The organism is Pseudomonas sp. MC6 (assembly GCF_054790575.1).
The window spans coordinates 4460697-4482438 of sequence record NZ_CP186504.1; the positions used below are offsets into that span (position 1 = coordinate 4460697).

At 60.7% G+C, this 21742-nt stretch carries 17 protein-coding genes and 1 riboswitch; of the genes, 5 read left to right on the forward strand and 12 right to left on the reverse strand.

What is annotated here, in order from left to right:
- Positions 1-8: 8 nt before the first annotated feature.
- A complete protein-coding gene (gene asd, locus ACOYXE_RS19935) occupies positions 9-869 on the forward strand; it encodes an archaetidylserine decarboxylase (protein ID WP_077570589.1) in 861 nt (286 codons plus the stop codon).
- A 151-nt stretch (positions 870-1020) separates the two neighbouring features.
- Complete coding sequence (locus ACOYXE_RS19940) at positions 1021-2775, forward strand: molecular chaperone (protein ID WP_460926487.1); 1755 nt, start codon at positions 1021-1023, stop codon at positions 2773-2775.
- 90 nt (positions 2776-2865) lie between these two features.
- On the opposite strand, the gene serB is transcribed toward ACOYXE_RS19940, so the two are convergent.
- Complete coding sequence (gene serB, locus ACOYXE_RS19945; protein ID WP_008079219.1) at positions 2866-4080, reverse strand: phosphoserine phosphatase SerB; 1215 nt, start codon at positions 4078-4080, stop codon at positions 2866-2868.
- A gap of 134 nt (positions 4081-4214) precedes the next feature.
- On the opposite strand from serB, the gene ACOYXE_RS19950 reads away from it, so the two are divergent.
- Positions 4215-5720, forward strand: coding sequence for an AhpA/YtjB family protein (locus ACOYXE_RS19950; protein WP_007915782.1), 1506 nt, complete (start codon positions 4215-4217; stop codon positions 5718-5720).
- A 361-nt stretch (positions 5721-6081) separates the two neighbouring features.
- Here ACOYXE_RS19950 and ACOYXE_RS19955 read toward each other — a convergent pair whose 3' ends face one another.
- The 9 genes from ACOYXE_RS19955 to ACOYXE_RS19995 form a co-directional block, all read right to left on the reverse strand.
- On the reverse strand, positions 6082-6792 hold the full coding sequence (locus ACOYXE_RS19955; protein ID WP_007915780.1) for a PqiC family protein: 711 nt from the start codon (positions 6790-6792) through the stop codon (positions 6082-6084).
- A 177-nt stretch (positions 6793-6969) separates the two neighbouring features.
- Positions 6970-9234 carry a DNA topoisomerase IV subunit A gene (gene parC / locus ACOYXE_RS19960; protein ID WP_460926488.1) on the reverse strand — a complete coding sequence of 755 codons (2265 nt, stop codon included), beginning with the start codon at positions 9232-9234 and terminating at the stop codon, positions 6970-6972.
- Positions 9235-9241: 7 nt separating this feature from the next.
- Complete coding sequence (locus tag ACOYXE_RS19965) at positions 9242-9766, reverse strand: retropepsin-like aspartic protease family protein (RefSeq protein ID WP_460926489.1); 525 nt, start codon at positions 9764-9766, stop codon at positions 9242-9244.
- Positions 9763-10752 (reverse strand): esterase-like activity of phytase family protein, encoded by a 990-nt coding sequence (locus tag ACOYXE_RS19970; RefSeq protein ID WP_460926490.1) that lies wholly within the window; start codon positions 10750-10752, stop codon positions 9763-9765. Before ACOYXE_RS19970 ends, ACOYXE_RS19965 begins: the two co-directional genes overlap by 4 nt.
- On the reverse strand, positions 10752-12659 hold the full coding sequence (gene parE / locus ACOYXE_RS19975; RefSeq protein ID WP_160055303.1) for a DNA topoisomerase IV subunit B: 1908 nt from the start codon (positions 12657-12659) through the stop codon (positions 10752-10754). The genes ACOYXE_RS19970 and parE overlap by 1 nt, the downstream gene beginning before the upstream one ends.
- Before the next feature lie 41 nt (positions 12660-12700).
- Entirely contained in the window at positions 12701-13309 is a 609-nt protein-coding gene (locus ACOYXE_RS19980) for a YqiA/YcfP family alpha/beta fold hydrolase (RefSeq protein WP_077570573.1), read from the reverse strand.
- Positions 13310-13596: 287 nt separating this feature from the next.
- A complete protein-coding gene (gene cpdA, locus ACOYXE_RS19985; protein ID WP_460926491.1) occupies positions 13597-14412 on the reverse strand; it encodes a 3',5'-cyclic-AMP phosphodiesterase in 816 nt (271 codons plus the stop codon).
- 99 nt (positions 14413-14511) lie between these two features.
- Positions 14512-14964 carry a DUF1249 domain-containing protein gene (locus ACOYXE_RS19990; RefSeq protein ID WP_160055298.1) on the reverse strand — a complete coding sequence of 151 codons (453 nt, stop codon included), beginning with the start codon at positions 14962-14964 and terminating at the stop codon, positions 14512-14514.
- The gene (locus ACOYXE_RS19995) at positions 14955-15572 is read right to left on the reverse strand and encodes an NUDIX domain-containing protein (protein ID WP_077570568.1); all 618 of its coding nucleotides are present in this window, start codon (positions 15570-15572) and stop codon (positions 14955-14957) included. Before ACOYXE_RS19995 ends, ACOYXE_RS19990 begins: the two co-directional genes overlap by 10 nt.
- A gap of 228 nt (positions 15573-15800) precedes the next feature.
- Here ACOYXE_RS19995 and ACOYXE_RS20000 point away from each other — a divergent pair, with 228 nt between their 5' ends.
- Positions 15801-16547 carry an RsiV family protein gene (locus ACOYXE_RS20000; protein ID WP_160055295.1) on the forward strand — a complete coding sequence of 249 codons (747 nt, stop codon included), beginning with the start codon at positions 15801-15803 and terminating at the stop codon, positions 16545-16547.
- Here the strand turns inward: ACOYXE_RS20000 and cytX are convergent.
- Both cytX and thiC read right to left on the reverse strand, forming a co-directional pair.
- A complete protein-coding gene (cytX, locus tag ACOYXE_RS20005) occupies positions 16516-17808 on the reverse strand; it encodes a putative hydroxymethylpyrimidine transporter CytX (RefSeq protein ID WP_460926492.1) in 1293 nt (430 codons plus the stop codon). The genes ACOYXE_RS20000 and cytX overlap by 32 nt on opposite strands.
- A 104-nt stretch (positions 17809-17912) precedes the next feature.
- Positions 17913-19802 (reverse strand): phosphomethylpyrimidine synthase ThiC, encoded by a 1890-nt coding sequence (gene thiC / locus ACOYXE_RS20010; RefSeq protein WP_160055289.1) that lies wholly within the window; start codon positions 19800-19802, stop codon positions 17913-17915.
- A gap of 146 nt (positions 19803-19948) precedes the next feature.
- A riboswitch (TPP riboswitch) is annotated at positions 19949-20054 on the reverse strand.
- Between the two features lie 206 nt (positions 20055-20260).
- Between thiC and ACOYXE_RS20015 the strand changes: the two genes are divergently transcribed.
- Positions 20261-21694 (forward strand): TolC family outer membrane protein, encoded by a 1434-nt coding sequence (locus tag ACOYXE_RS20015; protein WP_160055286.1) that lies wholly within the window; start codon positions 20261-20263, stop codon positions 21692-21694.
- The last annotated feature ends 48 nt before the right edge of the window (positions 21695-21742 follow it).

Consider the following 21742-nt stretch of genomic DNA (forward strand, 5'->3'; position numbering starts at 1 on the left):
GACAACCAATGAAAGAGCGTCTGTTTATCCTCAGCCAGTACCTGCTGCCTCATCACCTGCTGTCCCGCCTGGCTGGCTGCATTGCCGAGTGCCGCGTGCGCTGGTTCAAGAATGCCTTTACCCAATGGTTCGCCAAGCGTTATCAGGTGGACATGTCGCAAGCGCTGGTCGAAGACCTGACCGCTTACGAGCACTTCAACGCCTTCTTCACCCGCGCCCTGAAAGACGGCGCGCGTCCACTGGACGAAACTCCGGGTGCGATCCTCAGCCCGGCCGACGGTGCGGTCAGCCAGCTCGGCCCGATCGAGCACGGTCGCGTGTTCCAGGCCAAGGGCCACAGCTTCAGCGTGCTGGAACTGCTCGGCGGAGATGCGGCCAACGCAGCGCCGTTCATGGGCGGCGACTTCGCCACCATCTACCTGTCGCCGAAAGACTACCACCGCGTGCACATGCCGCTGGCCGGCACCCTGCGCGAAATGGTCTACATCCCGGGCCGGATCTTCTCGGTGAATCAGACCACCGCTGAAAACGTACCGGAACTGTTCGCTCGCAACGAGCGCGTGGCGTGCATCTTCGACACCGAGCGCGGCCCGATGGCTGTAGTGCTGGTCGGCGCGATGATCGTCGCTTCGATCGAAACCGTATGGGCCGGTCTGGTCACGCCGCCGAAGCGTGAACTGAAAACCTTCCGCTACGACGAAGCCGCCCGTGCCCCGATCCATCTGGAAAAAGGTGCCGAACTGGGCCGCTTCAAACTGGGTTCGACCGCGATCGTGCTGTTCGGGCCGGATCAGGTCAAATGGGCTGAAGAACTGGTCGCCGGTTCGCCAGTGCAGATGGGCCAAGGCCTGGCGCTGCCAAACGCCTGATCCCTGAACTGACGGTCGCCCCCTTGTAGGAGCTGCCGAAGGCTGCGATCCTTTGATCCTGGTTTCTAAAATCAACATCAAAAGATCGCAGCCTTCGGCAGCTCCTACAGGTTCAAGGCCGTGTCGTTCATTTGCTGCTATGGTTTTTGGCATGAGCCAGACCAACTCCCCGCAACTCCTTCACGCGCCAACCCCGTCGCAAACGCGCCTGTCGTTTTGCGAAGCGACTCCACGCGACCTCAAGCGCTGGATTGCCGACCTGCCAAAAGCCAACATCGGCGAAACCGCCCGCCTGCTTTATCAAGCCTTGGGCGAACTCAATCTGTTGCTCACGCCCAGCGACAACCGCCTCAACCTGCTGGAGCTGTTGCGACCCGAGGTGTATTTCGTCTGCCAGCATCTGGAGCGGCATTTCCTGCATCAGGCGATCATGCTCGACGAGCGTTCGCGCAAGATCAGCAATCTCTGTCAGGCACTGCAAAGCCATCTGGCCGTCGGCTACAAACAGATCGTGCTGCGCATTGCCCCGAAGTACAGCAAGGATCGCGCAGCATTGGTCAGCATGGCCCTGCAACGGGCAGCCCATGCGCTCAAAGGCCAGTTGCTGCGCGCCACGCAGTTATACAGCTCGCCGCCGGAACATCTGTGGTTCGAACTGCATCAGCTGTATCGCAGCGCCGCTGAATTACAACTGCAACACCGCCGCGTGCACGACGATCTGGCCAGCCTGACGACAGAGCTGAGCCTGGAACAGACTTACATCGCCGCAATATTGCTGGGCAGCGCCCGCTGCAATCAATTGCGCCAGAACCAGATCGCCCGCCTGGCCGAAGTGCTGGAACCGTGGAGTGCACTGCTCAAACTGCATCCCGCAAACCCGGACGCTGGCCTGTTGGCAATCAGCGCAGAGCTCGATGCCGGGCCGCGCTACCGCAACATGTTTCGCAGCGAGCAACAGCGTGGATTGCTTGGTTTCGATCCACAGCCGTTGGTGAATGCCATCGAAGCGCATTTGCTGCATCAGGACACTTCGACGCCGCTGCCCGTCCCGGCCGGGCTGAGCTTCGATACCCTGCAGCACCTGCATGCCGCCTGGGGTCAGGCTGCAGAACGCAGTTTTCAACGCACGGTCGGCCAAGGCGATCTGACCGTGTGCGTCGGCATGAGCGCCCTGCACTTCTACCTCGGCGGCGAGCGCAGTTTCAGCGAACTGCTCAAGCATCCCGGTGCGCGCTCGGCGAATTTCAGCCGTGCCGTCGCTGAAGGTGAAAAGGACAGTTGGAGTCAGGCATTCGATGCAGCACCGCAGAGCAAGGCTGATGAGTTTTTGCCCTACGAGGAAATTCAGTACGACCATTTGCTCGAGGATGAAAGCGCCACCGACAGCACACCGCATTACCCGACCCACGCCCTGCCGGTGATCAATCACAGCCCCGGCGGTTACTGTCTGGCGTGGCCAAATGAAGTGCCCGCCGAGTTACAGGCCGGAGAAATGCTCGGGATTCAGGACAGTGTCGGTCTGGGCTGGAGCATTGCGGTGATCCGCTGGATCCGCCAGGTGCGAGGTGGTGGCACGCAGATGGGCATTGAACTGGTGGCACCGCACGCCCAGCCCTGCGGTTTGCAACTGGTGCGCTCGCGGGACGATCACAGTCAGTATTTGCGCGGACTATTGTTACCGGAGATCAGTGCGATCGATGTGCCGGCAACCTTGCTGGCGCCGCGCCTGCCGTTTCAGGAAGGCAGCAAGGTGCTGATCAACACCCAGGGCGAGGAGCACCGCGCCGGGCTGGATCGCCGGGTGGCGAGTACGCACAGTTTCAATCAGTTTGCCTATCGCTCACTGGAGGCCACGCAGAATGGCGGGAGCGAGGAGGATTTTGATTCGCTGTGGAAATCGCTTTAAAGCAAAAGATCGCAGCCTGCGGCAGCTCCTACAGAGAAATGCATATCCCCCTGTAGGAGCTGCCGCAGGCTGCGATCTTTTGATTTTTAATTACAACTGTCCGTCACGATCACGGAAACCCAGCAGATACAGCACGCCATCCAGACCCAACGTAGAGATCGCCTGCTTCGCCGACTGCTTGACCAGTGGTTTGGCGCGGAACGCCACGCCCAACCCGGCAATCGCCAGCATCGGCAGGTCGTTCGCGCCGTCGCCGACCGCGATGGTCTGCTCCAGACGCAAACCTTCCTTGTGCGCCAGCTCTTTGAGCAAATCAGCCTTGCGCTGCGCGTCGACAATCGGCTCGATCGCCACGCCGGTGCACTTGCCATCGACCACTTCCAGTTCGTTGGCGAACACATAGTCGATGCCGAGTTTGGCTTGCAACTGCTTGGCGAAATAGGTGAAGCCGCCCGAGAGGATCGCGGTCTTGTAGCCCAGACGCTTGAGCTCGGCGAACAGCGTTTCGGCGCCTTCGGTCAGACGCAGCGAAGCGCCGATCGAGTCGAGTACGCTGACGTCAAGGCCTTTGAGCAAGGCCAGACGTTCTTTGAAACTGGCGCGGAAATCCAGCTCACCGGCCATGGCGCGTTCGGTGATTTCAGATACCTGTTCGCCCACACCGGCAGCCTTGGCCAGTTCGTCGATGACCTCGGCCTCGATCAGGGTCGAGTCCATATCGAACACCGCCAGACGACGGTTACGGCGAAACAGCGAATCTTCCTGAAAGGCGATGTCGACGTTCAGTTCCTGGGCCACACTGAGAAATTCGGCTCGCAAGGCCTGCGGATCGGCCGCTTCGCCACGCACGGAGAACTCGATGCAGCCCTTGCCTTTGTCGGCTGGCGTGTCCAGCGGCATGCGACCCGACAGACGGTCGATGTGATCGATGTTCAAGCCATATTTGGCGGTGATCGAGCTGACCGCCTGCAATTGGCCGGCGGTCACTTTGCGAGTCAACAGGGTAACGATGTGACGCTTCTTGCCCTGATTGCCCACCCACTGCTGGTAATCCTCTTCGGACACCGGGGTGAAACGCACCTGCTGGTCGAGCTCGTAGCCCTTGAACAGGATGTCCTTGAGCACGGATTTACCCTGTTCCGAATCGGGGATTTCAACCAGGATGCCGAACGACAGGGTGTCGTGGATCACCGCCTGACCGATGTCGAGAATGTTCACACCACCCTGTGCCAGAACACCGGTAATGGCTGCCGTCAGACCCGGACGGTCGACTCCCGTGATGTTAATCAGGACGATTTCGCGCAACGCGCACCCCCGCAACTGGAAAAAAACCGCATTCTACCCACTTTCAGTGACCATCGGGCACCGCGAGCGCTTTGCCGGTCTAGGGCCTGTCGCTATACTGCGCGTCAACTTCACGGACAAAAGAGCCGAGCTCAGTGAACCGGCCCACGCCAGTTAAAACCGATAACTTCTTCCTGCTGATCTTCCGTGCACTGCGCCACCGCCGTGTACCGATTGCATTGCGCATTGCCAGCCATAACGTGATCCTGGTCGCTCTGGCCCTGGTGATCTATGCCGGCGTGATGGGTTTGCAATTCAAGCAGGCCATGCACCAGCAGGCCGATGCGCTGGGCGAAAGCCTGACCACGCAGACCGCGACCTCTGCCACCGAGCTGTTGGTGTCCAACGACATCCTCAGCCTTAACGTGCTGCTCAACAACCTGACCAAGAACAAACTGGTGGCCCACGCGGCGATCTACAGCGTGGATAACCGTATCCTCGCCGAGTCCGGTCAGCGCCCCAAGCACAGCCTGCTGGGCGAAGCCGAAGGCATGTACGAGAGCAAGATCACCTTCCAGGACGTGACCGCCGGGCAACTGCGCATCAGCCTGGACATGGATCAGTTCCAGCAGCCGATGACCATCAGCCTGCAAAGCATGGGTATTCTCAGCGGGATTCTGTTGGCGCTGTCGCTGGCCCTGAGCCTGCGCATGGGCCGCTATCTGTCGACGCCGCTGCTGCAATTGCGCGTCTGGTTGCGCCGCATCGACGAACACACGCCGGGCATCGATCGTCAGGATGAAATCGGCGATCTGGCGCGTCAGCTGCACGCCAACTACGCGCCGGAGCCTGCACCTGAACCGGAGCCGGAATTCGAGGACGAAGAAGACGAGCCGGAATTCGAGGTGCGCAACTTGCGTGATCCGAGTTTCGACGAAACCCGTCCGATGGCCGCGCAGAAACCTGCCCCGCGACATCTGGTCAGCACCGTCGAAGACGATGATGACGATGACGCGTTCGCCGACCTGCGCGACGAATCGCTCAATGGCGCGCCGCAACCCGTCGTCCGCCAGCCGTCGCCAAGCGTGCCGCAGCACACCGCCGTGCTGGCCGTGCAACTGGGCTCGCAGGAACAACTGCGGCGCTTGCCACGGGCACGCCTGGAAGAGTTGCAGGAGCGCTATCGCGATTGCCTCGATCAGGCCGCTTCGTTGTATCAGGGCGAAATCGAAACCCTGAACGACGGCAGCACGCTGATGCTGTTCCACACCGAAGACAGCGGCGATGACTACCTGACCAATGCGATCTGCTGCGGCGAACTGCTGCGGGCGCTGGGTCATCAGTTGCAGATTGAAGTCGCGGATAGCGGCATCACCCTGCAATTGCAATTGGGTCTGACCTTGGGTGATGAGCTGTTTGGTCTGAGCCAGATTGATCTGTTGCTGACCGACTCGGCGCAGGATGCCCTGGCCTTGTCGCAGCACAGCCGCAACCTGCTGCTGGTTGAGCGCAAGATCAGTGACGATGCGCTGATCCGTCAGCGTGCACGGATCCGTCCGATCGCCAGCCCTGAGGGTGCTTGCTGTGTGGAGCGGTTGATGGAGCCTTATCCGTCGATGCTCGAGCGGCAGCTGGCGCGGATGCATGAGCGTCGGGCGTAAGCCTTAGACCTTAGGCCTGAAACACAGAAGCCCGCCGACGAGTGATTGTCTGCGGGCTTTTTTGTGGCTGACTGAAAAGCCCCTCATCGGAACGCCGCCCGCCTACCCCTCTCCCAGAGGGAGAGGGGACTGATCGGGGGATATTGCCGAAATACACGGACCTGCACGTCCTGCTGTGAATCCATAATCGCCAAGCTCTTTCAGGTCGATGTATGACGCCAGACACCTCGGTCGGTCCCCTCTCCCTCCGGGAGAGGGTTAGGCGGGCGGCGTTCCGATGAGGGGCTTTTGATCTTTCACGCAGAACCCCAGACACAACAAAGCCCGCACAAGGCGGGCTCTGTTCTGACTCGGTTCAGGCTTAGAAGCGGAACACTTCCATATCCGTACGAATTGGCGAAGCCATCGGTATCTTCGGCTGCTTCTCGGCTTCCGCCGCCGGTGCTGCCGGTTTCGGTGCCGACTTACGCGGCGCCTCAGCCACCGGAGGCTGGTTGGCCAATGGCTTGAGCGCTACCGACAATTGCTCGGCCAGACGCTGCAGCAAAATGCCCTGGGCCTGAACCTGCGAAGCGGTACTGCCGGCATGCAGCTCTTGCAGATGCACGATGCGGTTATCGCGCACTTGACCACGGCGGTCGATCAGACGCCATTGCGCATCGAGGATCGCCGGTTGTTTCTGACCGGAGTCCAGACGCGTAATGGTTAGCAGCACCTGCACATCCGGAGTAAATCCGGTTGTGGCCGGTGCCAGCACCACACGCTGGCTGTCCAGATGGCCCGCGACCTGGCGCATCAACAACTGATCGATATCCGACGAAAGGCTACCCGCCCAACGACCGTCGGTCGCCGCTTGCAGACTGCCGTCCGGTTGACGTTGCAGCAAGGTCTCACGTTGCAGGTAATCGGCTACGACTACCGGACCCAATAAAACCGCCATGCCCGCGCTTTGCGCAGGCTGAACCGGACTTCCGCTGTCCAGTTGATACAGCGACACCGGCTGGTGAACGCTGCAACCCGCCAGGCCCAAAACGCCGGCGAGCAGGAAAATAAGGGGGCGCAGAGCAGTCATCATCCCGTCCAGGTGGCCGCCACAAGGCTGACCACAGTGAAAATACTCAATAAATATGAAGAACGCTCGGCCACGCCGGCGCTTGGAAAGGCCATATCATCCGTGAATATGCGTTCCGACTCCAGCGCCAAAGCGTCGATCTACGCGTTAAATCGTGGATCGACGCGTCTAGCGCGCTTAATTGAGGTTTTCGACGAGCAGCGCATCCACTCTCTGGAAGCCCCTTGGAAGCTTATTGCCACGACGTCCACGCTCACCTTTGTAGTGTTCGAGGTCGTCGGCCTTCAGCGAGAGGGTCCGTTTTCCGGCCTGCAGCACCAAGGTGGCGCCTTCCGGAATGACGGCGATGTCCGTGACATATTCTTCGCGACTGGCCACACGTTCACCGGAAATACCGATGATCTTGTTGCCTTTGCCCTTCCCTAATTGTGGCAGATCGCTGATTTTGAAGATCAGCAGGCGACCTTCGGTCGTCACCGAGGCCAGCCAGTTGTGCTCGCGGTCAGCCACTGGTCGCGGCGCGATCACTTTGGCGTTGTTCGGCAGGCTCAACAGGGCTTTACCAGCCTTGTTCTTGGCTTGCAGGTCTTCGCCTTTCACCACGAAGCCGTAACCAGCGTCGGAGGCGATCACATACAACGCGTCGTCTTCCGGCATCAGCACGCATTCGAAGGTTGCGCCCGGCGGCGGCGTTAGACGACCGGTCAACGGCTCGCCCTGGCCTCGCGCCGACGGCAGCGTATGCGCAGCAACCGAATAGCTGCGGCCGGTGGAGTCAATCACCACGGCAGACTGGTTGGAACGCCCCGCCGCCGAGGTTTTGAAGCCGTCGCCGGCCTTGTACGACAGGCCAGTGGCGTCGATGTCGTGACCTTTGGCCGAACGGATCCAGCCTTTTTCCGAGAGGACGACGGTGACTTTCTCGTTCGGCAGCAGATCGTGTTCGGTCAACGCTTTGGCTTCGGTGCGCTCGACGATTGGCGAACGGCGGTCGTCGCCATAGGTTTCGGCGTCCTTGATCAGCTCGGTGCGCACCAGCTTCTTCAACTTGGCTTCGCTGCCCAGCAGGGCTTGCAGCTTGGCTTGTTCCTTGAGCAGTTCGTCCTGCTCGTCGCGCAGCTTCATCTCTTCCAGGCGCGCCAACTGACGCAGACGGGTATCGAGGATATAGTCGGCCTGAATCTCGCTGAGGGCGAAACGCTCGATCAGCTTGGCTTTCGGATGTTCCTCAGTACGGATGATGTGGATCACTTCATCGAGGTTGAGGTAAGCAATCAACAAACCGTCCAACAGGTGCAGACGACGCTCGACCTTGTCGAGGCGGAATTGCAGGCGGCGACGCACGGTCTGCACGCGGAACTCCAGCCATTCGACCAGCAGCGTGCGCAGGTTTTTCAGCTGAGGTTTGCCGTCCAGACCGATGATGTTGACGTTGACCCGGTAGGTCGACTCCAGCTCGGTGCTGGCGAACAGGTGCTGCATCAGCGCTTCGTGATCAACGCGGCTGTTGACCGGAATGATCACGATGCGGCACGGGTTCTCGTGGTCGGATTCGTCACGCAGGTCAGCGATCTGCGGCGCTTTCGACGGTTTCGCCTGCATCAGCGCAGCGATCTGCTCCAATACCTTGGCCCCGGAGACCTGATGCGGCAGCGCGGTGACGATGATGTCGCCGTCCTCGACATGGTACACGGCGCGCATGCGCACCGAGCCCTTGCCGGTTTCGTACATTTTCAGCAGGTCGGCGCGCGGCGTGATGATTTCCGCTTCGGTCGGATAGTCCGGACCCTGAATGTGTTCGCAGAGCTGCTCGACCGTGGCTTTCGGCTCATCGAGCAAACGCACGCAAGCGGTGGCAACTTCGCGCAGGTTGTGCGGCGGCACGTCGGTGACCATGCCCACGGCAATACCCGTGGTGCCATTGAGCAGAATGTTCGGCAGGCGCGCCGGCAGCACCAGCGGCTCCTGCAAGGTGCCGTCGAAGTTCGGGCCCCAGTCCGCAGTGCCCTGGCCCAGTTCGCTGAGCAGCACTTCGGAATAACGCGACAACCGCGCTTCGGTGTAACGCATGGCGGCGAAGGACTTCGGATCGTCCGGCGCCCCCCAGTTACCCTGGCCGTCGACCAGCGTGTAGCGATAGCTGAACGGCTGGGCCATCAGCACCATCGCTTCGTAGCACGCCGAGTCGCCGTGCGGGTGGAATTTACCGAGCACGTCACCGACGGTACGCGCCGATTTCTTGTGCTTGGAATCGGCGTCCAGGCCCAACTCGCTCATCGCATAAATAATGCGACGCTGTACCGGTTTCAGGCCGTCGCCGATATGCGGCAGGGCACGGTCCATGATCACGTACATGGAGTAGTTGAGGTAGGCACTTTCGGTGAAGTCGGCCAGCGAGCGGCGTTCTACACCGTCCAGGCTGAGATCAAGGGGGTTGCTCATGCAGGCCTCATCGGTTCGTTGTCTGGCGCAGCAGCATGGTGCCACCGCGCTGAGTAAATTCAAGTTTGTTCAGGGCGCTCATGCCGAGCAGCACCTGATCGCCATGCAGCCCCGGCGCCACCAGTGCACGGACATCCCGCAGCACAATGTCACCCAGTTGCAGGCGGTTGATTTTGGTCCGATAGCCCTGGCTCAGGCCGTTAGCCGTGCTCAGGGTCACTCCGAAACCTTCTTCCAGCTTCAAACGTTTGGCCAGATCCGCCGGGATCGCCACATCGGTCGCGCCGGTGTCGAGCATGAACTCCACCGGCTCACCGTTGATCTGACCGCTGGCGACAAAATGCCCTTGGGCGTTGCCGGCCAGTTTCACCTCGATAAAACCTTGGCCCTGCTCCGACGTGACCACCACGTTCGGATTTTGCTGGCGCTGCTCCCACTGGCCGAAAAACCGCGTGGCCAGAAACAGTGCCGCGCACCACGCCAGAATCATCAGCACCCGACCGGCGCGCTTGCCCGGCGGTTGCTGGCTCATGGTTTGGAACTCCAGCCACCGTCAGGTGCGGCGAAGCGCCAGACGATCGGCCGAACCTCACCGTCCGCGCGCGGGCCGAAATTATTGTCGACGCCGACCCATGCACCATCAGCGTCAACGATCAGCGCCTCTTCCAACCCGAAGTTCTGCGAGTAACGGCGGTTGGCCTGCAACAGTTCAGCGGCGTACGACCAGCAACGCTCGACCTTGGCGGTCTGCGCATCGCGCCGACAAATCTGGAAGGCGTTGCGCTCAAGGGTAAACAATTTGCCGTTAAACAACGAAAGGTCGGAAAAGTCTCGGTCGACCGCTCTGGCCTTCGGGAACTGCGGCGGCTGCATTTCCTTGCCGCCCTCGCTGAGCAGCACGCAACGACCGTCGCAATCCCACACCGTCTGCTGGCGCTTGATCAGCAGCAAACCACGGCTTTGCCGCTCGGCGGCCAGCCACATCTGATCACCCGCCGGGCTGATCGCCAGGCCTTCGAAGATCGCATTGAAATGCAGGAGCATGCCGCTGGCCCGCGCTTCGCGAACCATCATCGGCGAGATCTTCAGCCAGTTGACCGCGCCGCTGACAGGCACCTGCAAGACCGCCGCATGACCCTCGCTGACAATGTAGCGATTGCCGGCACTGTCGCAACTGATGCCTTCGAAATCCAGATCACCACCGCGCACGAACGACGCGGCCCAATTGCGCGAGCGCAACCCCCACGGCAAACCGGTCTCAGGCACCAGGGGTACGTCGATGTGCAAGGCTTCGGCCTGCCAGACCTGATCGGCGGTATTGAGCCGATAGATCTGATCGTCATCGCGGTCCGACACCGTCCACAACTCGCCGCCACACATGGCCAGCCCCGACAGGTTACCGCCGCGCATGCCGTCGACCGGGTGCCCGGAGAGCACGCGCAACTCCTGCAACGGCTCGGCCGACACATTCATTGCACTCAGCAGCAACGCACCCGCCAAGGCCCAGCCAAACCGCATCAGGCCAGCACCTCGGCGAGGTTACCTTTGGATTCCAGCCAGGTTTTGCGGTCACCGGCGCGTTTCTTCGCCAGCAGCATGTCCATCATTTCCGAGGTTTGCGCGAAATCTTCACCCAGCGTCAGTTGCACCAGACGCCGAGTGTTCGGGTCCATGGTGGTTTCACGCAGCTGCGGCGGGTTCATTTCACCCAGACCTTTGAATCGGGTGACCTGTGGTTTGCCGCGTTTCTTCTCGGCGACCAGACGATCGAGAATGCCGTCACGCTCGGCTTCGTCGAGGGCGTAGTAGATCTCTTTGCCCAGGTCGATGCGGTACAGCGGCGGCATGGCCACGTAGACGTGACCGGCATCCACCAGCGGGCGGAAATGCTGGACGAACAGCGCGCACAACAGGGTTGCGATGTGCAGTCCGTCGGAGTCGGCGTCGGCGAGGATGCAGATCTTGCCGTAACGCAGTTGACTCATGTCCGCCGCGCCCGGGTCGACACCGATAGCCACGGCGATGTTGTGCACTTCCTGGCTGGCCAGCACTTCGCTGCCGTCGACTTCCCAGGTGTTGAGAATCTTGCCGCGCAACGGCAGGATCGCCTGGAACTCCTTGTCCCGCGCTTGCTTGGCGGAACCGCCGGCGGAATCACCTTCGACGAGGAACAGTTCGGAACGCATCGGGTCTTGCCCGGCGCAGTCGGCCAGTTTGCCCGGCAGCGCCGGGCCCTGAGTCACACGTTTACGCTCGACTTTCTTGCTCGCTTTCAGGCGGCGACCGGCGTTGTTGATCGCCAGTTCGGCCAGCGCCAGACCGGTTTCCGGGTTGGCGTTGAGCCACAGGCTGAAGGCGTCCTTGACCACACCGGAGACGAACGCTGCCGCTTCACGCGATGACAGACGCTCTTTGGTCTGGCCAGAGAATTGCGGCTCCTGCATTTTCATCGACAGGACGAACGCGATGCGCTCCCAGACGTCTTCCGGCGCCAGCTTCACGCCGCGCGGCAGCAGGCTGCGGAATTCGCAGAACTCGCGCATCGCATCGAGCAGGCCCTGACGCAAACCGTTGACGTGGGTACCGCCCTGCGCCGTCGGGATCAGGTTGACGTAGCTTTCCTGCACCGCGTCGCCACCTTCCGGCAGCCACAGCAACGCCCAGTCGACCGCTTCTTTGTTACCGGCGAACGCGCCGCAGAAGGGCTCGTCCGGCAGGCGTTCGAATTCGCTGACGGCGTCCACCAGATAGGAGCGCAGGCCGTCTTCGTAATGCCACTCGACTTTCTCGCCGGTGCCTTTGTCTTCGAAGCTGACCAGCAGACCCGGGCACAACACCGCCTTGGCCTTGAGCACGTGCTTGAGACGGCTGATGGAGAATTTCGGTGAATCGAAATACTTCGGATCCGGCGCGAAGTACACGCTGGTGCCGGTGTTGCGCTTGCCGACGGTGCCGACGATTTCCAGTTCCGAGGCTTTGAAACCGTCGTTGAACGTCATCTGGTATTCGTTGCCGTCACGCTTGACGCGCACACGGACTTCGGTCGACAAGGCGTTGACCACGGAAATACCCACGCCGTGCAGACCGCCGGAGAACTGGTAGTTCTTGTTCGAGAACTTACCGCCCGCATGGAGCTTGGTGAGGATCAGCTCGACGCCCGAAACACCCTCTTCCGGGTGAATGTCGACCGGCATGCCGCGACCGTCGTCGCTGACTTCCAGCGAATGGTCGGCGTGCAGGATGACCTGCACCGACTTGGCATGCCCCGCCAGAGCTTCGTCGACACTGTTGTCGATGACTTCCTGGGCGAGGTGGTTCGGCCGACTGGTGTCGGTGTACATGCCGGGGCGTTTGCGCACCGGGTCGAGGCCCGAGAGGACTTCGATGGCGTCGGCGTTATAAGAGCTAGCGCTGGGAGTGGCCATAGGGTCTCGTCGTCAGTCATTCATGAAATAGGGGCAAGACTTCACAGTGCGGTGAAATCGATTGCCTGATACACATCGGCGCCAATGCCGGCAAAACTCAGCAACGCCGGCAATTGCCCGGCAAAGCCTTGGAAACTGTGGTCGCCGCCGGCCTGAATACGCAAGGCGCAGGCGCGGTAATACTGCTGGGCGAGGCGATAATCCAGTGTTTCATCGCCGGTCTGCAACCAGACCTGATAGCGCTGGGCATCCTGAGGCGCCGGCACTTCCAGTTCGGCCAGGGCCGTGACGTGGTCGTGGGTCAATTCCCAGGTTTCATCCGTATACAGGTTTTTCTGCGTGCCCAGATAGCCGTCGAACATTCGGTGCGGGCTGACCGCCGGGTTGACCAGCAGGGCTTTCAGGCCATGGCGCTCGGCCAGGTGAGTCGCATAGTAGCCGCCGAGGGAGCTTCCCACCAGCAGCGGGCTGCCCAGCTCGGCGATTGCTTGCTCCAACTGACCGATGGCTTCGCGCGGATGGTGATGCAGGGCCGGAACACGCAGTTTGTCGCTCAAACCCAGTTGCTCCATCACCGTTACCAGCTGACAGGCCTTTTTCGAGGCTGGGGCGCTGTTGAAACCGTGGATATAGAGGATCGAACCGGACATTTGAGCTCCCTGGGTGTCGGTTTGGGTTTGCGGAGTTTACAGGGAGAGAAGATTGGATTGGGGGTGGTCTCAAGAAATTGGTCATTCAGCAGGGGCGGCCCTCACCCTAGCCCTCTCCCAAAGGGAGAGGGGACTGATTGGGGGATATTAAAGAGATACACCGACCTGAAAGTGATTGGGCGAATCCATAATCAACTCAGTATTTCAGGTCGGCGCATGACGCAATACACCTCACCCCAGCCCTCTCCCTCCGGGAGAGGGCTGGGGTGAGGGTTTTGATTTGCCGCTCAATAGCCGTTGGAGCCGTAATCGACAGTGAAGGCGAAACCGGTGACGCGCTCCACGCCAGTCTCCAACCGCCCATCCGGCAACAACCGCAACCAGCGATACCCCGGCGCCTGCTCACCCACCTTAAAGTCCACACTCCCCGGCTCAAACTGAATGCACGTCGAAGGCGAAGCCATCAACCGCACGCCATTGCGCTCAAGGTCAATCTCCTGATGCACATGCCCCCACAGCACCGCACGAACCTGTGGAAACCGATCCAGCACCTCGAAAAACGCGTCAGGATTGCGCAAACCGATCGGCTCCATCCACGCACAACCGATCGACACCGGGTGATGGTGGAAGCACACCAGATGATGCCGCTCCGGCGCTTCGCTCAGCGAACGCGCCAGCAGTTGCAGTTGATCGTCCTGCAAGTACCCCGGCACCGAACCGGGTACAGCCGAATCTAAAAGAGTCACGCGCCAGTTGCCGATATCGACTACTGGCTCCAGAAAGGTGCTCTGCACTGCGGCCTGGGCCATGATCATCGGTTCGTCGTGATTACCGGGAATCCACCGCGCCGGTGCAGCGATCTGCGCGCTCATCTCGCGAAATTGCTGATACGACTCCAGCGTGCCGTCCTGGGAAATATCCCCGGTGGCCAGGATCAGATCGATCTGCGGCTGCTGCGCCAGCACCAACTCAATGACCTTTTGCAGGCTCTCGCGGGTGTTCATGCCCAACAGCGTGCCGTCCGCTTCAGCAAACAAATGGCTGTCGGACAACTGCACCAGCAACGCCGGATCGGCGGAGGTCAACATGGATACGCTCGGCAAGGCGCTCTCCCAAGGCAAAAGCACGGAATCGATCAAGTGCCGCAATTATGCTGGGGGATGACAGAAAGAGGAAACCGCCGAACCGGACACAGTTCACAACTAGCGTACGACTTCATACTCGTGCCCCAACGCCAGGCAATGACTCAGCCATTCCCCCAGGAACAGATTGAGCTGAGCCTTTTCATCCGGCTGATGCATGGCCGCATTCGGATAAGGATAGATGCCGCGAAAGCGTCGTGCATGTTCGGCGCTGACCACTTCGGCCATGCGCGCGTCGTGATAGACCTGGACTTCCAGTTGCGGCACCGGCAGCCATGGCAGGCTGTGTTCCTGGCGCACCTGCAGCGTGGTGGTGTAGGGACAGGTTTGCAGCACTTCGAGGGCCAGCACGCCAAGCATCTGCTCGCCCTGGGTCACGGCGATGCGCCGCGCCTCGGGCTCGCTGCGCATGTCCGGCAGCAGTCGCATCAGGCGCGCGTAGTTGGCCTCGCAGGCGGCTTGCAGCCCCACGAGGTCGACTCGATAACGATCGCGCAGCTTGTTTACGACCATAACCCCCTCACTTCGGCGCGGTTCAGCGCCAGCCATTGCAAGGCGATGATGCTCGCCGCGTTGGCAATGCGTCCATCACGGACGGCCTGCAAGGCATCTTCAAAGGCCCAGACCGTGACGCGGATATCTTCTGCCTCTTCTTCCAGGCCATGCAGGCCGCCAACGCCGTCAGTGCTGCAACGCCCCAGATACAAATGCACGAACTCGTTGCTGCCGCCCGGCGACGGGAAATATTTGGTCATCGGCCACAAGGCCTTGATGTCCAGCCCAGCTTCCTCCTGCGCCTCGCGGTGAGCAACTTCTTCCGGTTGTTCATCCTTGTCGATCAGACCAGCGACCAGCTCGACCAGCCATGGATTGTCGGTCTTGCCCATGGCGCCGATGCGGAACTGCTCGATCAGCACCACTTCATCGCGCTGCGGGTCGTACGGCAGCATGCACACGGCATCGTGACGGACAAAGATTTCACGGTTGATTTCGCGGCTCATGCCACCGGCGAACAATTCATGGCGCAGGTGAACACGGTCGAGCTTGTAAAAGCCCTCGTAGCATTTTTCGCGCCGCACGATATCGACAGCGGTCGGAATGGCGTTGGCAAAATCAGTCATGAGCATCCTCTTTACTGCAGATCCATTACGAGATTGCTGGTTGTTACTGGCAACCTCGACTTCGCGCCATCCTAACGCGCCCGAACGGTTTGATGCAGCCCCTTTACCGTCAGCGGGATGGACGGTGGAGGCGAAACCCACTCTAATTAGCTTAGTGGCGAACTGACTGCTTCTGCGAGAGTCGAAGCGGATATCTTTTTGCCTTCCCCTGCTTTCGAAAGGACGCCCATGTCGCTTTTCAAAATTGCCTCCGTGGCCGCCATTGCCCTGACTCTGGGCGCGTGCGCCAGCCTGTTCCAGCCCAACTACCGCACGCCGCTGGAAACCACCCGCGATGCATCGGAAACCCTGAAACCCGGCTGTTCCAACCCGGACTGCCCACTGGTGAACATCGACACCCTGCGCTTCCCGGCCGAACCTGCACTGGATGGCATCATCGAAAAACGTCTGCTGCAAATGACCCGCACCGAGAAAAACGCCCCGGTAGCGCCGACCCTGGCGGCCTACCGCGATCAGTTTCTGGCCAGCGCCGGCCCGCGCAACAGCAGCTACCTGCAAGCGAAAGTACGTGAGCAGCATGACGGCTTGGTGATCATCGAGTTGTCGAGCTACCTCGACACCGGCGGCGCGCATGGCACCCCGGGTCGCGGCTTCATCAACTATTCGCGCCAGCAGCACAAAGTGCTGAACCTGTCCGACATGCTTGTGCCGGGTCAGGAAGAGGCGTTCTGGAAGGCGGCGCAGGTCGCGCACAATAGCTGGCTGATCAGCACCAAGCTCGATCAGGAGCCGGAGTTCGTGGCGAACTGGCCGTTCGTGAAAACCGCGAACGTGGCGCTGACCTATGGCGGCGTGATCCTCAAGTACGACGTGACCACTATTGCGCCTTACGCGCTGGGCCACGTCGAACTGAAGATTCCCTATCCGCGTCTGAACGGCATTCTCAAGCCTGAGCTGTTTCCCGGCCGTAACTGAAGGCCCGACCGAGCACTAGCTGTAACAGCCCTGCCAGCACCAGCGCCGGCAGGGTTGCGCCGACATCCGGATACAGATTCGCCAGCAAATGGTAGGTGCTCACGCCACCCAGCCACGCCAACAACGCCGGCCAGCGCAATGCGGCTGACGCGACCTGAGCGCTGCGCTTGCGCAGGATGAAGTGATCCACCAGCACCACGCCGAACAGCGGCGCAAACACCGAACCGATCAACAGCAGGAAATTCTGGTACTGCGCCAACGGCGCCAGCAGGGCGATCAGCGTGCAGATCACGCCGATGGCCAAGGCCAGATGCTCGACTTTCAGGCGCAACAGAATCCCGCTGGACACCGCCGCCGAATGAATATCGGCGAAAGCGTTTTCCGACTCATCCAGCAGAATCAGCAACAGCGGAATGCCCAAACCGGCGCCGGCCAGTGCCAGCAGCAGCGCATTGACTTCACCGCTTGGCGCGAAGGCCAGGGTGTAGGCGACGCCGAGGCTCATCAGCCAGAAGTTGCCGATGAAGAAACCGACGGCAGTACCGCCGAAAACATTCTTTGCGCGTTTGCCGAAACGCGAGTAGTCGGCGATCAGCGGCAGCCACGACAGCGGCATTGCGATGGCAATGTCGAAGCCCACGGCGAACGGCAGCGAACCGTCACCGGCACGCGACCAGAGATCGGCCAGATCGGCTTTGGCGAACAGGTTCCAGGTCAGCCAGAGGCACGCCGCCAGCAGCAGCCAGATGCCCCACTTGCGCAGAATCTGCCGCACAAAGGTCAGCGGCCCGCTCACCGCGAGCAAGGTGGCCAGCGCACCGAAAAACAGCGTCCACAACACCGGGTTCGACCACAGCGAGCCTTCGCTGAACGCGCGGGTACCGAGCAGGCTGGCGGCGTCGCGCATGACGATGATTTCGAACGAGCCCCAACCGATCAGTTGCAGCAGATTAAGCAGCGCCGGCAGGCTCGCGCCTTTGCTGCCGAGGCTGAGCTTCAGCGCAGCCATCGACGACAGGCCGGTGTCACTGCCGATCACGCCAACGGCGGCCAGGAGCAGCACGCCCACCAGCGTGCCGAGGAAGATTGCCAGCAGCGAACCGGACAGGCCCAGACCTGGCGCGAGCAATGCGCCGGTCTGCAGAACCATCAGGCCGATGCCGAGGGAGAACCACAGGGAAAACAGATCGCGACCGCCGAACACACGCTTGTCAGCGGGCACGGCGAGGTCGGGAGAATAGGTGCTGGGTTGAATGCTCAAGGGTGCTGATCTCACAGGAGTGATAGCTACAAGTTGCAAGCCACAAGCTGCAAGAAAAAGCAGGTTTCGCATGTGCTTATATCTTGCAGCTTGCAGCTTGCCGCTTACACTTTTTTATAAAGCTGACTGCCTTCCTTTTTGAACCGCTCGGCCTGTTCCGCCAGGCCTTTGGCGACGTCCACGTCGACCGCGTCGATCCGCTGGTTGGCCGCGTATTCGCGGACTTCCTGAGTGATCTTCATCGAGCAGAATTTCGGCCCGCACATCGAACAGAAGTGCGCGACCTTGGCCGAGTCCTTCGGCAGGGTTTCATCGTGATACGAACGCGCGGTGTCCGGATCCAGACCGAGGTTGAACTGGTCTTCCCAACGGAATTCGAAACGCGCCTTGCTCAAGGCGTTGTCGCGAATCTGTGCGCCCGGATGCCCTTTGGCCAAGTCCGCTGCGTGCGCGGCGATCTTGTAAGTGATGATCCCGGTCTTCACGTCATCCTTGTTCGGCAGACCCAAGTGTTCCTTCGGCGTCACGTAGCAGAGCATCGCGCAACCGAACCAGCCGATCATCGCCGCACCGATACCCGAGGTGATGTGGTCGTAGCCCGGCGCAATGTCGGTGGTCAGCGGGCCGAGGGTGTAGAACGGCGCCTCATCGCAGCACTCCAGCTGCTTGTCCATGTTCTCTTTGATCAACTGCATCGGCACGTGGCCCGGGCCTTCGATCATGGTTTGCACGTCGTGCTTCCAGGCGATCTTGGTCAGTTCGCCGAGGGTTTCCAGTTCGCCGAACTGGGCAGCGTCGTTGGCGTCGGCAATCGAACCCGGACGCAAGCCATCGCCCAGCGAGAAGCTGACGTCATAGGCTTTCATGATTTCGCAGATTTCTTCGAAATGCGTGTATGCGAAGTTTTCCTTGTGATGCGCCAGGCACCACTTGGCCATGATCGAACCGCCACGGGACACGATACCGGTCACGCGTTTGGCGGTCAGCGGCACGTAACGCAGCAGCACACCGGCGTGAATGGTGAAATAGTCGACGCCCTGCTCGGCCTGCTCGATCAGCGTGTCGCGGAACAGCTCCCAGGTCAGGTCTTCGGCCGCGCCGCCGACTTTTTCCAGCGCCTGATAGATCGGCACCGTGCCGATCGGCACCGGCGAGTTGCGGATGATCCACTCGCGCGTTTCGTGAATGTGCTTGCCGGTGGACAAGTCCATGATGTTGTCCGCGCCCCAGCGAATACCCCAGGTCAGTTTCGCCACTTCTTCTTCGATGGACGAACCCAAAGCACTGTTGCCGATGTTGCCGTTGATCTTCACCAGGAAGTTACGGCCGATGATCATCGGTTCCAGTTCGGTGTGGTTGATGTTGGCCGGAATGATTGCGCGGCCACGGGCGATCTCGTCACGCACGAATTCCGGGGTGATGATTTTCGGCACGCTGGCGCCGAAGCTGTGGCCCGGGTGTTGCTGATCCAGCAGGCCAGCGGCGCGGGCCACTTCAAGTTTCATGTTTTCGCGGATGGCAACGAATTCCATCTCGGGCGTGATGATGCCCTGACGCGCGTAGTGCATCTGCGTGACATTGCCACCGGCCTTGGCGCGGCGCGGATTGTTGACGTGGGCAAAGCGCAGCTTGGTCAGTTCCGGATCGGCAAGGCGTTCGCGGCCGAAGTTGGAACTCAGGCCCGCCAGGCGCTCAGTGTCGCCACGGTCGTCGATCCACGCCGAACGCACATCGGCGAGGCCTTTGCGCACGTCGATCACCACGTTCGGATCGGTGTACGGGCCCGAGGTGTCGTAGACGGTCACCGGCGCGTTGATTTCGCCGCCGAAATCGGTCGGCGTCACGTCGAGGGTGATTTCGCGCATCGGCACGAGGATGTCCGGGCGCGAGCCCTGAACGTAGACTTTTTGCGAACGGGTGAACGGCTTGACCGATTGCTCATCGACCTTGGCCGAGTCACTCAGGTTGATCGCGTTTTTTGATTTTGTAGTCATCACGGGCTCTCCAGACAGCATCCAGGCAGTGGATTGTCGGAGCAGAACCTGAAAGGCACGGACGCACCAGGACCGGTGCTGTGCATCGTCGTCGAGCGTTCGATTGTCGAACAATTTCCCGGACGAAGCACAAGAGGACTCGCCGGGTGACGAGAAATCTTGTTCCCTACGCAGGCGCTAACCTGATCAGGTTCAACGGGATCCGAAATTATTCGATCTCAGCCTCATAGCAAGGCACCCCGACAAGAACCCGGCCAGTCTAGACACAACCGGCAAAGAACGCCAACACCGCAGCAAACACCATGATGAATGGCATAAATACAGGGGCTTGGCCGATTGTTGTGAGGCAAATGCACAACTACACTCGCTTTGCCCCGCCACGCCTTGACGCTGCGGGGCCTGCGCCTTAACGTTGGCGCCCGGATTACTTCCATAATATTAATGCTAGGGATCGCCTCATGCTGCGCAAACTCTCACTGGCTGTTGCCGTGTCTTGTGCGTCCAACGCAATGGCCTGGGCAGCAGAAGCGCCCTTGTCGACCAAAACCGATCTGGTCAGCGTCTACCAGGAAGCTGTCGACAACAACGCCGATCTGGCCGCCGCCCGCGCTCAGTACGGCGCACAGAAAGAAGTGGTGCCGCAGGCCCGCGCCGGGCTGCTGCCGAATTTGTCCGGCGGTGCCGAAGTGGCCAATGTGCGTACGTCGATCGATCAGCCTTCGGCCACCGCCAATCGCAGCGCTCACTCGTATCAGGCGACTCTGGCCCAACCATTGTTCCGCGCCGATCGCTGGTTCCAGTACCAGGCCGCGAAAGACGTCAACGAGCAAGCCGCGCTGCAACTGTCGGCGACCGAACAGAACCTGATCCTGCAATCGGCCGAAAGCTATTTCAACGTGCTGCGCAGTCAGGACAACCTCGCCTCGACCAAGGCGGAAGAAGCGGCGTTCAAGCGCCAGCTCGACCAGTCCAACGAACGTTTCGATGTCGGCCTTTCGGACAAGACCGACGTGCTGCAATCGCAAGCCAGTTACGACACCGCCCGGGCTAACCGTATCGTTGCGCAGCGTCAGGTCGATGATGCGTTCGAAGCGCTGATCACCCTGACCAACCGTCAGTACAATTCGATTCAGGGCATCGTCCACACGTTGCCGATCCTGCCGCCGGCGCCGAACGATGCGAAATCCTGGGTCGACACGGCGGCGCGGCAGAACCTCAATCTGCTCGCCAGCAACTACGCGGTCAGCTCTGCCGAGCAAACGCTCAAGCAACGCAAGGCCGGCCACTTGCCGACCCTCGACGCGGTAGCGAAATACGAGAAAGGCGACAACGACGCCCTCGGTTTCGCCAACCCGAACTCGTTCGGTGCGCCCTACGGTGGCAACGTCGAACAGAGCACGGTCGGCCTGCAACTGAATATCCCGATCTACAGCGGCGGACTGACCAGCTCGCAAGTGCGCCAGTCGTATGAGCAACTGAATCAGAGCGAACAACAGCGCGAATCGCTGCGTCGGCAAATCGTCGAGAACACCCGCAACCTGCACCGCGCAGTGAACACCGATGTCGAGCAAGTGCAGGCGCGCCGCCAGTCGATCATCTCCAACCAGAGCGCTGTGGAAGCCACGGAAATCGGTTATCAGGTCGGCACGCGCAACATCGTTGACGTGCTCGATGCGCAGCGTCAGCTGTACACCTCGGTGCGCAACTACAACAACACCCGCTACGACTACATCCTCGACAACCTGCGCTTGAAGCAGGCGGCGGGGACGTTGAACCCGGGGGATCTGGAAGATCTGCGGCGGTATTTGAAGGCTGACTACAACCCGGACAAGGACTTCCTGCCACCGGATCTGGCCAAGGCGGCCGAGGCGCAGCTCAAGGCCCGGCCTTAAGCCTTAAAAACAAAAGATCGCAGCCTTCGGCAGCTCCTACATCGGAAT

Excerpts from the sequence above, each read along its gene's own strand:
- parC (WP_460926488.1), bottom strand. The coding sequence starts at position 9,234 with ATGAGCAACCCCCTTGATCTCAGCCTGGACGGTGTAGAACGCCGCTCG.
- ACOYXE_RS19970 (WP_460926490.1), bottom strand. The coding sequence starts at position 10,752 with ATGCGGTTTGGCTGGGCCTTGGCGGGTGCGTTGCTGCTGAGTGCAATG.
- ACOYXE_RS19965 (WP_460926489.1), bottom strand. The coding sequence starts at position 9,766 with ATGAGCCAGCAACCGCCGGGCAAGCGCGCCGGTCGGGTGCTGATGATT.
- ACOYXE_RS19995 (WP_077570568.1), bottom strand. The coding sequence starts at position 15,572 with ATGACTGATTTTGCCAACGCCATTCCGACCGCTGTCGATATCGTGCGG.
- parE (WP_160055303.1), bottom strand. The coding sequence starts at position 12,659 with ATGGCCACTCCCAGCGCTAGCTCTTATAACGCCGACGCCATCGAAGTC.
- ACOYXE_RS19940 (WP_460926487.1), top strand. The coding sequence starts at position 1,021 with ATGAGCCAGACCAACTCCCCGCAACTCCTTCACGCGCCAACCCCGTCG.
- ACOYXE_RS19990 (WP_160055298.1), bottom strand. The coding sequence starts at position 14,964 with ATGGTCGTAAACAAGCTGCGCGATCGTTATCGAGTCGACCTCGTGGGG.
- asd (WP_077570589.1), top strand. The coding sequence starts at position 9 with ATGAAAGAGCGTCTGTTTATCCTCAGCCAGTACCTGCTGCCTCATCAC.
- ACOYXE_RS19955 (WP_007915780.1), bottom strand. The coding sequence starts at position 6,792 with ATGACTGCTCTGCGCCCCCTTATTTTCCTGCTCGCCGGCGTTTTGGGC.
- ACOYXE_RS20015 (WP_160055286.1), top strand. The coding sequence starts at position 20,261 with ATGCTGCGCAAACTCTCACTGGCTGTTGCCGTGTCTTGTGCGTCCAAC.
- ACOYXE_RS20000 (WP_160055295.1), top strand. The coding sequence starts at position 15,801 with ATGTCGCTTTTCAAAATTGCCTCCGTGGCCGCCATTGCCCTGACTCTG.
- thiC (WP_160055289.1), bottom strand. The coding sequence starts at position 19,802 with ATGACTACAAAATCAAAAAACGCGATCAACCTGAGTGACTCGGCCAAG.
- ACOYXE_RS19980 (WP_077570573.1), bottom strand. The coding sequence starts at position 13,309 with ATGTCCGGTTCGATCCTCTATATCCACGGTTTCAACAGCGCCCCAGCC.